Source organism: Megasphaera sp. AF13-6AC, assembly GCF_027685385.1.
In the GTDB taxonomy this organism is placed as follows: Bacteria; Bacillota; Negativicutes; order Veillonellales; family Megasphaeraceae; genus Megasphaera; species Megasphaera micronuciformis.
In genome coordinates this window covers 5,071-15,473 of the sequence record NZ_JAQCUN010000021.1, presented here as the reverse complement: position 1 = coordinate 15,473, position 10,403 = coordinate 5,071, and the positions used below count along the sequence as shown (strand labels likewise).

At 45.2% G+C, this 10,403-nt stretch carries 10 protein-coding genes; 3 read left to right on the top strand and 7 right to left on the bottom strand.

Annotation, left to right across the window (positions count from 1 at the left end):
- Positions 1-912, top strand: a 912-nt coding sequence (locus PGX78_RS02450) for an MATE family efflux transporter (protein ID WP_270445245.1), incomplete at its 5' end; no start/stop codon positions are given.
- A 10-nt stretch (positions 913-922) separates the two neighbouring features.
- A complete protein-coding gene (locus PGX78_RS02445; RefSeq protein WP_270445244.1) occupies positions 923-2,152 on the top strand; it encodes an aminopeptidase in 1,230 nt (409 codons plus the stop codon).
- 194 nt (positions 2,153-2,346) lie between these two features.
- Here PGX78_RS02445 and PGX78_RS02440 read toward each other — a convergent pair whose 3' ends face one another.
- Genes PGX78_RS02440 through topA form a run of 5 tightly spaced genes read right to left on the bottom strand, consistent with a single transcriptional unit; the run spans position 2,347 to position 9,117 of the window.
- The gene (locus tag PGX78_RS02440) at positions 2,347-3,573 is read right to left on the bottom strand and encodes a class I SAM-dependent rRNA methyltransferase (RefSeq protein ID WP_270445243.1); all 1,227 of its coding nucleotides are present in this window, start codon (positions 3,571-3,573) and stop codon (positions 2,347-2,349) included.
- Between the two features lie 8 nt (positions 3,574-3,581).
- On the bottom strand, positions 3,582-4,994 hold the full coding sequence (gene hslU / locus PGX78_RS02435) for an ATP-dependent protease ATPase subunit HslU (protein ID WP_270445242.1): 1,413 nt from the start codon (positions 4,992-4,994) through the stop codon (positions 3,582-3,584).
- An 18-nt stretch (positions 4,995-5,012) separates the two neighbouring features.
- Positions 5,013-5,552: an ATP-dependent protease subunit HslV gene (hslV, locus tag PGX78_RS02430; RefSeq protein WP_270445241.1), complete on the bottom strand. Its 540-nt coding sequence runs from the start codon at positions 5,550-5,552 to the stop codon at positions 5,013-5,015.
- Positions 5,553-6,866, bottom strand: a complete 1,314-nt coding sequence (trmFO, locus tag PGX78_RS02425) for a methylenetetrahydrofolate--tRNA-(uracil(54)-C(5))-methyltransferase (FADH(2)-oxidizing) TrmFO (protein WP_270445240.1) — start codon at positions 6,864-6,866, stop codon at positions 5,553-5,555.
- A complete protein-coding gene (topA, locus tag PGX78_RS02420) occupies positions 6,856-9,117 on the bottom strand; it encodes a type I DNA topoisomerase (RefSeq protein ID WP_270445239.1) in 2,262 nt (753 codons plus the stop codon). The genes trmFO and topA overlap by 11 nt, the downstream gene beginning before the upstream one ends.
- Positions 9,118-9,285: 168 nt before the next feature.
- Between topA and PGX78_RS02415 the strand changes: the two genes are divergently transcribed.
- Entirely contained in the window at positions 9,286-9,999 is a 714-nt protein-coding gene (locus tag PGX78_RS02415) for an SIMPL domain-containing protein (RefSeq protein WP_270445238.1), read from the top strand.
- Positions 10,000-10,080: 81 nt separating this feature from the next.
- Here the strand turns inward: PGX78_RS02415 and PGX78_RS02410 are convergent, their stop codons facing one another.
- Entirely contained in the window at positions 10,081-10,278 is a 198-nt protein-coding gene (locus PGX78_RS02410) for a transposase (protein ID WP_442864784.1), read from the bottom strand.
- The gene (locus tag PGX78_RS09485) at positions 10,217-10,360 is read right to left on the bottom strand and encodes a hypothetical protein (protein ID WP_442864783.1); all 144 of its coding nucleotides are present in this window, start codon (positions 10,358-10,360) and stop codon (positions 10,217-10,219) included. Before PGX78_RS09485 ends, PGX78_RS02410 begins: the two co-directional genes overlap by 62 nt.
- Between the last annotated feature and the right edge of the window lie 43 nt (positions 10,361-10,403).

Below are 10,403 nucleotides of genomic sequence, written 5' to 3'. Positions count from 1 at the left end.
GTACAGGCGACTCTGCGCTACGCCGTAGATGCCCACGGAATGACGCGACTTTCCATGGGCGTATTACTGTCCAATCTTTTTATTTCCATAGGCCTCTTTAAACTTTTCATCTTCGGAGGCTGCGGAATTCCCGCCCTGGGAGGTGCCGGCACGGCTTACGCTATGACAACGGCAGCCTGGATTACATGCACGGCTTTTATCATTATTCTCCATTTCAAGGCACCGTTTAAAGCATACCGTTTATGGTCGAATTTCCGTAAGTTTTCATGGGTCCATTGTCGTGAGCAACTGCGTTTAGGCTTACCTATGTTCGTGGCTGTCTTTTGTGAAACCAGTCTTTTTTCTATTGTCGGACTGCTCATGAGTGAATTCGGTACCCTTTATATAGCTGCAAATCAGGCGGCCATCAGCTATTCCACCTTTGTCTACACCGTTCCCTGGAGCATCAGTCTGACTGCCACCATCGTTGTGGGCTATGAAGTAGGCGCCAAAAATAAAATCAAAGCCCTGCAATATGATACGATATGTTTCTTCGTATCCTTGTCATTACTTGTCCTGACAGCACTTTTTACCTTCACCTTCCTAAACGACATTGCCGCCCTTTTCACACACGACAAAGCTACACTCGTAACCATTCGCACCTTTTTAATCTTCGCTCTTATCTTTTCCGCCTGTGATGCTATGGGTACACCGGTCCAGGGCATGTTGCGCGGCTACAAAGACGTCCGTATCATCACCTACGTCGCCTTTGTCACATACTGGATTATTGCCGTTCCCATAGGATATGTATTAGCTCATTATACAAGCTTCGGTCCCTACGGTTATTGGCTAAGTCTCGTAATCAGTCTCGGACTGAATGCTCTTATTTTAAACGGCAGACTTTGGTTCTATACAAGTCGCCGCTCGCTCTAGGAGGTATCTTATGAATCGTCAACAAATGGAAATATATACGACCGTACTCTTAAAAAAAGGCATTAATCTTCAAGAAAAACAAATCCTTGTCATTAATGCCCCTGTAGAATCACACGATTTTGTTGCAGTCCTGGCGGAAAAAGCCTATGAGTCAGGAGCGTCCCAAGTAGTTCTCAACTGGCGCAGCAATACCCTGACACGTTTAAAATACGACTATGAAGAGCTGGCTTCTTTCGAAGACTTCCCTACGTGGCGTCGCGATTTCAGTCTGACCTACTATCGCAAAGGAGCAGCTTTCTTAAGCCTTATTTCCGCTGATCCCGATTTATTGAAAGGCGTAGACAAAGAAAAATTAGTCGCCTTCCAAAAGGCATCTCATACAGCCCTTAAAGAATACTCGGACGGTATGATGGCCTCTAAAGTAACGTGGCTGGTTGCCGCCGTTCCTTCTCATAAATGGGCCTCTATTCTCTTTCCCGAAAAGACCTCTACTGAATCCTATGCGGCTTTAGAAGACGCTATTTTAAAAGCTTCACGCAGTGACGGACCTGATCCCTTAGAAGCCTGGGATCATCACTTGAATAACTTAAAGAAACGCCGTCAATGGCTGACGGACAAAGCTTTTAAAGCTCTTCGCTATAAAAACGGCTTTGGCACGGACCTTACCGTCGGTTTACCGAAGCATCATATCTGGCAAGGCGGCACGGAAGAGTCGGCTGAAGGCATTCCCTTTAACGCCAATATTCCTACGGAAGAAGTATTCACAGCCCCTCATTGCAGACAAGTTGACGGGATTGTTTACAGTACGAAACCGTTGGTCTATCAGGGAAATCTTATTGACCGTTTCTCCCTTACCTTTAAGGATGGTCAGGTAGTAGATTTTAAGGCCGACGTAGGTCAGGACATTTTGGCAACCCTTTTGGATTCGGATGAAGGCGCACGAAGACTCGGCGAAGCGGCTCTTATTCCCTATGATTCACCTATTTCACAGAGTAACATGCTTTTTTATGAAACCTTATTTGACGAAAACGCTTCATGCCACTTAGCCCTCGGCAAGGCCTATCCTACATGTCTTGCCGGAGGTACGAATTTAAGCGATGAGGAGGCCGCAGCCGCAGGTCTGAATGACTCTATGGTTCATGTGGACTTTATGATCGGTTCCGCCGATATGATGATCGAGGGACTTTGTGAAGACGGTACGGTTGTTCCCGTTTTTATAAACGGAAACTGGGCTAACTAGCAGCGTTATAACCGTAAAACGGCTTTACCGGCTATAGAAATATAAGCAATCAGATGATCTTTCACGGCATCGAACACACTCGCGTTCGATGCCGTTTTTTAGAGTATTTTGACATAGAAAAACGGCACCCTGAAGATCGAATTCGATTTTCAAGGTGCCGTTTCCCCTATGTATAAGGGGCATTTTTACTTTTATTAAACTACTTGAAATAAATAGAACTTCAAATAATCAGTTTCTCTCACATTCCAGAGAATCGGATGGTCCGGAGACTGTTGACGTCCTTCAATTTGTCTGAGCGAAACGCCTGCATCATCTGCCGCTTCCTTCAACATACGTCGAAAGAGTTCATCCGTCATAAAATGAGAACACGAGCAGGTGGCCAGATATCCGCCTCTGGGCAGAATTTTCATGGCCTTCAAATTAATTTCCTTATATCCTCTATAGGCATTTTTCAGTGTATGTCCGGACTTCGTAAAGGCCGGAGGATCCAGGATAATAAAGTCGTAGTCACGGTTCTTTTCTTCCGCCAACTGTGTTAGTAAATCGAATACGTTCACTTGAACGACTTTTACGGTAGGCGAAAAATCGTTCTTTTCTATATTGGACAGAGTCCGCTCTACAGCTTCCTCGGAAATATCCACGGCTGTTACGGATACGGCACCGCCTCTGGCGGCATTTAAAGCAAATGCCCCGGTATGAGTAAAACAATCGAGTACATGTTTACCGGCTGCTAAGCGGGACACGGCAAGACGATTGTATTTCTGATCAAGAAAAAATCCCGTTTTTTGACCGTTTTCTATATCCACATCGTAAAGGATATGGTTTTCACAGATAGTCGTCATCGGTTTTCCCGGCCGTTCAGGCAGCCAAGGGGCTTCATACCAACCCTTATACTGTGTTAACCCGTCCAATTCCCGTACCTTCACATCGTTTCTTTCATAAATACCGCGAATATGAATACCGTAGGAGCTTAGTCCTTCTACGAGTGGTTTAAATATTCGCTCTTTGATCCGGTCCATGCCATAGCATAGCGTCTGTGTCACCAGTACGTCATTAAATAAATCTACAGTCAGCCCCGGCATTTCATCGGCATCACCGAAGATAAGTCGACAACAGGAAAAGTCCTTTTCCCCCATGACAGTACGACGATAAGCGAGCGCGTAGTCGACACGCCGCCGCCAAAATGCATCGTCAAAGGTATCGTTGGCATTTCGAGAAACAAGACGCACCCGTATTTTTGATACATCATTAATAAAACCCGTGCCGACGTATTTATTTTTCTCCGAATATACGTCGACCAGATCGCCGGTCTGCCAGGGTCCGTCTATACGTACCACTTCCTCGCCGTATACCCAAGGGTGGCCTGTCTGTGCCATGCGAAGAGCTTTTTTGTTGATTACGACTTTTGAGTATGTTCTCATAACGACTCCTACAAAATATAACGGCTCATATCCACATCTGTAACGACTTTGCCGAGTTTCTCCGACACAAAATCACGGTCAATGCGAATTTTCTTCGCCTCTTCGTAGGGTGTATCGAAGGATATATCTTCCAAAATACGTTCTAAAATCGTATGTAATCTTCTGGCCCCTATATTTTCCGTTTCTTCGTTTACGTGATGAGCATATTCAGCCATCATATCGATCCCGTCTTCCGTAAACTCCAGCTCCGTATTATCCGCACCGAGCAAAGCCGTATATTGTTTTAATAACGACTGACTGGGTTCTGTAAGAATACGTTTAAAGTCTTCAACGGTCAAAGATTGTAATTCCACACGAATAGGGAATCGTCCCTGTAATTCGGGAATCAAATCCGACGGTTTAGATACGTGAAAAGCTCCGGCGGCAATAAAAAGGATATGGTCCGTTTTTACGGATCCGTATTTCGTGGTTACCGTAGCTCCTTCCACAATAGGAAGAATATCTCGTTGCACCCCTTCACGTGATACATCGGGTCCGTTTGAATGCCCTTTTTCAGCTATTTTGTCAAACTCGTCGATAAAGACAATTCCCGTTTCTTCCGTCGCCTCTATGGCCTTTTCTATAATAATGTCCATATCCAGAAGCTTACCTAATTCCTCTTCCTTGAAAAGTTCTCTGGCCTTGGCTACAGTCATTTTCTTTTTCTTTTTTTTCTTCGGTACAAGGTTTCCCAGCATTTCTTGAAAATTATTGGTTAATTCTTCCGTCGAATTTCCCGTCAAGATTCCCTGTACGGCTCTATCCGCTTCAGCCACTTCTACTTCGATTTCACGGTCGTCCCATTGGCCGGAAGCGATACGCTCCGCCATTTGTCTGCGACGTTCCGACATACCTGTCGTTTCTGACGGCACCGTGCTTTCCTTCGTTTCTTCTTCTCCTTCACTATTTCCGAAAAGGAAGGATACCGGATCGGTCACGGCCTCCTTTACTGTCTCTTTCTTCGGCCAAAAGACTTGAAGTATGCGATTATTGGCTTCCGCTTCCGCTTTTTCTTCAAAACGGCGGCTTTCCCGTTCCTGAACCATGCGAATAGCATTGGTCAACAAATCACGAATCATTTGTTCTACATCGCGGCCTACGTAACCTACTTCCGTATACTTCGTCGCCTCTACTTTTACAAAGGGAGCTCCCGTCAAGTCGGCCAAACGTCTGGCGATTTCCGTCTTTCCGACACCGGTCGGCCCGATGAGTAAAATGTTTTTCGGAATAATTTCCTTTTGCAGTTCGGCACTCAGCTTCTTGCGTCTCCAGCGATTTCTCAGAGCAACCGCTACGGATTTCTTGGCTCCGTCTTGCCCGATAATATATTTATTCAGTTGCGCCACTATTTCTTTAGGCGTCAAATTTTCTCTTTCCGTCATAAATTAAGGTCTCCCTTTCTATATTTCCTCGCATATAACGTTGTGATTCGTATATACGCAAATATCCGCTGCAATATGCAAGGATCTCTCGGCAATTTCTTTAGCCGTCAAGTCCGTATTATTCTTTAAGGCACGAGCAGCCGCCAAGGCATACATACCGCCGGAACCGATGGCACTGATACCGTCATCGGGTTCAATAACTTCACCTGTTCCGGATAACATGAGAATCCGCTCTCCGTCCGATACGAGCAAAAGGGCTTCCAGCTTATGTAAAACCTTATCACTGCGCCAGTCTTTGGCAAGTTCTACGGCACTGCGAATAAGATTTCCGTTATATTCATTAAGTTTAGCTTCAAATCTGTCAAAAAGGGAAAAGGCATCGGCTACGGATCCGGCAAATCCGCTGACAACCTTACCGTTATATAGACGTCTTACCTTTTGCGCCGTTCCTTTCATAATGACAGAATTTCCCATAGTAACCTGACCGTCTCCGGCAATGGCCGTTTTTCCGTCTTTGCTCACGGCTACAATGGTCGTTGCATGAAAAGCCGTTTCCATTTATATCTTCTCCTTCATCACTTCAATAGCTTCTAAGGCACGTTGCGCCAAAAGTGCATTTTTTTCTCTTTTTTTCATTCGTTTTTTAATACCCAAAGGTGAAATAATACCGAAATTCACATTCATGGGCTGGAAGTTATCGTTCGGTCCCGTGGAAATATAGTGACTCAACGCTCCCAGCGCCGTCTCCTTCGGGAAGGTAATGCAGGCTTCTTCCTTGCACAGCTTGGCAGCGTTAATACCGGCCAAAAGTCCCATAGAAGCCGACTCCAAGTATCCTTCTACACCTGTTAATTGCCCGGCAAAGAAAAGAGAGTCTCTTTTTCTGTATTGTAAGGTCGGCAAGAGCAACTCCGGTGAATTGATATATGAATTTCGATGCATAACCCCGTAACGAACGAATTCCGCCTCTTCCAAGCCGGGAATCATGGAAAATACCCGTTTTTGTTCGGGGAATTTCAAATGGGTTTGAAAACCCACAATGTTGTACAGCGTAGCACTGCCGTTATCCTGTCTCAATTGTACGACAGCATAAGGGACCGTATCCGTTCCCGGCAGTTCCAGACCGACAGGCTTCATAGGCCCGTAGCGCAACGTGTCGATACCGCGAGATCCCATGACTTCTACGGGCATACATCCTTCAAAGACGGTATCATCCTTTTCAAATTCATGTAATTCGGCACATTCGGCCGTCGTTAAAGCCTGCCAGAACGCTTTATACTCATCTTCCGTAAAAGGGCAATTCAAATAATCGGCACCGCCCTTACCGTATCGTGCCGCTCTGTACACCTTATTCATATTAAGGGACTCGACAGTAACAATAGGCGCAGCCGCATCATGGAAGTGAAAGTATTCTTCACCTGTCAGTTGGGCAATGGCCGACGACAAGCCGTCGGATGTCAGAGGGCCGCTGGCAATAATGCAAGGACGATCCTCGGGAATTTCCGTCACTTCTTCATGAGTGATCGTAATTAAAGGGTGGTTTTTAATCTTTTCCGTAACATATTCACTGAAAGGAACTCTGTCGACAGCCAAGGCTCCACCGGCGGGAACACGGGTAGCATCGGCAGCTTCCATGATCAGTGACCCCAGACGACGCATTTCTTCCTTTAAAAGGCCCACCGCATTTTCCACGTTAGCGGCTCGAAAAGAATTACTGCACACCAGCTCGGCGAAAAAATCCGTATGGTGGGCCGGCGATTTTTTGTGCGGACGCATTTCCGCAAGCTCCGTCGGAATACCGCGTTGAGCCGCCTGCCAAGCCGCCTCGGCACCGGACAGGCCGGCTCCGATTACAAGAAGACTATTTTTCATTGACTGTCTCACCTTTTTTATGATTTTCACAAGCATCATTACTGCAAAAGAGTTTATCCTGTCCGTTTTTATAATGTTTGACCGTCATAATACTGCCGCAAAGAGAACATTTTTTATCTACCGGTTCATTCCATAAGACAAAGTCGCAATCAGGATAACGATTACATCCGTAGAAGGTGCGACCGCGCTTTGATTTTCGCTTAATCAGACTGCCTTCACCGCACTTGGGACAAGTAATACCCGTATCTTCGACAATAGCCTTCGTATTACGGCATTCAGGGAAATTGGAACAAGCCAAGAATTTTCCGAAACGCCCGAATTTATAAACCATGGGAGAGCCGCAAAGTTCACACAGTTCTCCCGATTCCTGTCCGGCTACGGTTACTTTTTCCATGCCTTCTTCCGCATGATCCAATTCAGGCTTGAATACCTCGTAAAACTCTTTAAGTACGTGTGTGTATGTATCGCTTCCCTGTTCGATACCGTCCAGAGATTCTTCCATATGAGCTGTAAAGTCTACATTAATGATGCCGTCAAAATATTCTTTTAATAACTTGATTGTTACTACACCCAATTCTGTAGGTACGAATTGTTTATCCTGCTTTTCCACGTAATTTCGATTCTTAATCGTATCCATAATAGGAGCATACGTACTGGGTCGTCCGATGCCCTTTTCTTCCAACGTTTTAATCAGACTGGCTTCCGTATAGCGAGCCGGCGGTTGAGTAAAATGCTGGACCTTTTCAACCTTTTTATTATGCACGATTGTAGCTTCATGAATAGGCGGTAATTCTTGGCTTCCCTTTTCTTTCTGTTCTTCATAAAGCTCCGTAAATCCCTTAAAGAGTACCGTATATCCCGAAGCTTTTAATTCATAGTTACCGCTTTCCACTGTAATGGACATGTGTTCCGTTTCAACAGGAGCCATCTGGCTGGCAAGGAAACGGTTCCAAATGAGTGTATACAAACGCAGTTGGTCACGAGATAAAAAAGCGGAGACGACTTGCGGCGTCAATTCCAGCGAGGTCGGCCTGATAGCTTCGTGAGCGTCTTGGCTTGTAGCTCGTGACTTATACGCATGAGGTTTAGGCGGCACAAACTCTTTACCGTACACATTGGCGATAAATTCTCGAGCGCCCTTAATCATATCTTCATTAATTCGCGTCGAATCCGTACGCATATAGGTAATAAGCCCTACATGACCGCGACCGCCTAATTCAAGGCCTTCGTACAACTGCTGTGCCAGCATCATCGTCTTTTTAGCACCGAAATTCAACTTGCCTACACATTCCTGCTGCATTGTCGATGTAGTAAACGGCGGCTGAGGCATCCGTTTACGCTTGCGTTTTTCTACCTTGGTAACCTTATCGGCAGGTCGATTTTCCTTACGACTTTCCCAACGCAATTCCGCCTCTACGGCGTCAGCAGCGGCTTTATCGGACAATTTTATTTTCTTGCCTTTTTCCTTAATTACGTCAGCCGTAATTTTCATGCCGTCGTCAGTTTCGTAGACAGCCGATACGGACCAATATTCTTCAGGCACAAAGGCTTTTATTTCTTCTTCGCGTTCGCAAATAAGACGTACGGCTACAGATTGCACACGACCGGCACTAAGTCCCTTGCAGACCTTTTTCCACAATAAGGGGCTTAATTGATACCCTACAATACGATCCAAAATTCGTCGTGCCTGCTGAGCATCCACACGATTTAAATCAATCGGTTCCGGATCACTGAGACCTGCCGTAACGGCGTCCTTCGTAATTTCATGGAACATAATTCGACACGGTTCCTGCAAATCCATTTCCAAAATATGCGCCAAATGCCAGGAAATAGCTTCACCTTCTCTATCAGGGTCAGTTGCGAGGTACACTTTCTTGGAGCGTACATACTCGTGTCTCAGTTCCTCAATAATTTTCTTTTTATCATACATATCGATATACGTCGGTGCGAAATCACGACTCACATCGACACCGAATTGATTGCGCGGCAAATCGCGCAAATGCCCGCGACTGGCAAGAACTTTAAAGTCTTTACCGAGAAACTTTTCAATCGTCTTGGCCTTAGCGGGAGATTCGACGATAACCAGATTTTTGGCATTTTTCGGCAAAGGGTCCAATTTTTTCAACGGTTCTCTTACCGGCAGATTGACACTGCCTTTAATAATAACCTTTTCTTTTTGAGCGCTTTTTTTCTTGCGGCCTTTTTTCGAATCGTCTATAGTAATCGTTCGCTTAATGGGGAATTCCAGCATATATACTCATCCTAACTGTCATAAAAGGGATATTTTCATTCAGTATTATATATTACACTATTTATATAGGCTCCTTCAACTCACAACCGGTACTGAAAAGGCTTTTAAATTTTTCTTGGTAATGATATAATAAAAAAAGTTTTGTAGAAAGTTTTACAAGGAGGAAATATGATGACATCCAAATATTTAAAAACAGCACTTCTTTGTGCTTGTTTATCCACATCTCTCATTTGTGCGGCTCCTTCTTATGCCGATGCGGCTAACGAAGCGCCTACGGTTTCCGTTTCCGGCTATGCGGAAGAAAAAGTAGCTCCCGATACGGCTTATATGACCGTAGGCATGAACACAACGGCAGCTACGGCTAAAGAAGCTCGCATGCAAAACGACACTATTATGAACCGTGTACAACACTCGGCTCTTTCTCTGGGTATCGCCCAAAAGGACATGAAGACAAAAAACTTCACTGTCTATCCGACCTATGATAAAAATCAGAAAATCAACGGCTACTCCGTTTCCAATAATTTGGAACTGAAAGTCACGGACTTTACGCTCATCTCCAAACTCATTGCGAAAGCTATGCAAGACGGCGCTAATGACATTAGCGGCGTTTATTTTACGACGGAAAAGGCGGATACGGTACGTTCCAACCTGATTAAAACGGCTATCTACAACGGCAAGCAAACGGCTCAGGCTGCTGCCGAAGCGACGGGACATCGCTTGGGCGATGTGAAATCCATTACCATTAACGGTAACTCCCCCTCCTACAAGGCAACTGTCGATATGTTCAGCCTGCGGGCTGCAAAGATGGAAACGTCCACGCCCATCGAACCGGGAACGAATACTTTCAGTGAATCGGTAGAAGTGGTATATTACTTACAGTAAACACCTCTGTATAACCTTTGACGCCGACTGCCAAAGCAGTCGGCGTCTTTTTTAGGTTCTTTTGCAAATGTTGGGGTCTAGCTACCCAACCAGTTTTTTTCGGCATCGAACACCATTGTGTTCGGTGCCGTTCTTTTTGCTCAACAATAGAATACGAGTTCGGAAGCGCCCAAAGTGTCTAAGACCGTAACTTATTCGTTTCAATACTTTGATCTTGTTATTGCATCCCTCCGTATAGCCGTTTGAAGAAGGTAGTAAGAGTACATTGAGGGCAAGAATATCTACGTTGCTTGTATTTAGCACAAATATATAAACCATGGATACTACCTAAGTTGATCGTACGGACTCGGTAGTCCTTTATGTATTTCGTAGTATGCCCGCAACAAGGGCAGGTATGCTCTGTA

Coding starts and splice junctions, on each gene's coding strand:
- PGX78_RS02445 (WP_270445244.1), top strand. CDS start 923: ATGAATCGTCAACAAATGGAAATATATACGACCGTACTCTTAAAAAAA.
- PGX78_RS02440 (WP_270445243.1), bottom strand. CDS start 3,573: ATGAGAACATACTCAAAAGTCGTAATCAACAAAAAAGCTCTTCGCATG.
- hslU (WP_270445242.1), bottom strand. CDS start 4,994: ATGACGGAAAGAGAAAATTTGACGCCTAAAGAAATAGTGGCGCAACTG.
- hslV (WP_270445241.1), bottom strand. CDS start 5,552: ATGGAAACGGCTTTTCATGCAACGACCATTGTAGCCGTGAGCAAAGAC.
- trmFO (WP_270445240.1), bottom strand. CDS start 6,866: ATGAAAAATAGTCTTCTTGTAATCGGAGCCGGCCTGTCCGGTGCCGAG.
- topA (WP_270445239.1), bottom strand. CDS start 9,117: ATGCTGGAATTCCCCATTAAGCGAACGATTACTATAGACGATTCGAAA.
- PGX78_RS02415 (WP_270445238.1), top strand. CDS start 9,286: ATGATGACATCCAAATATTTAAAAACAGCACTTCTTTGTGCTTGTTTA.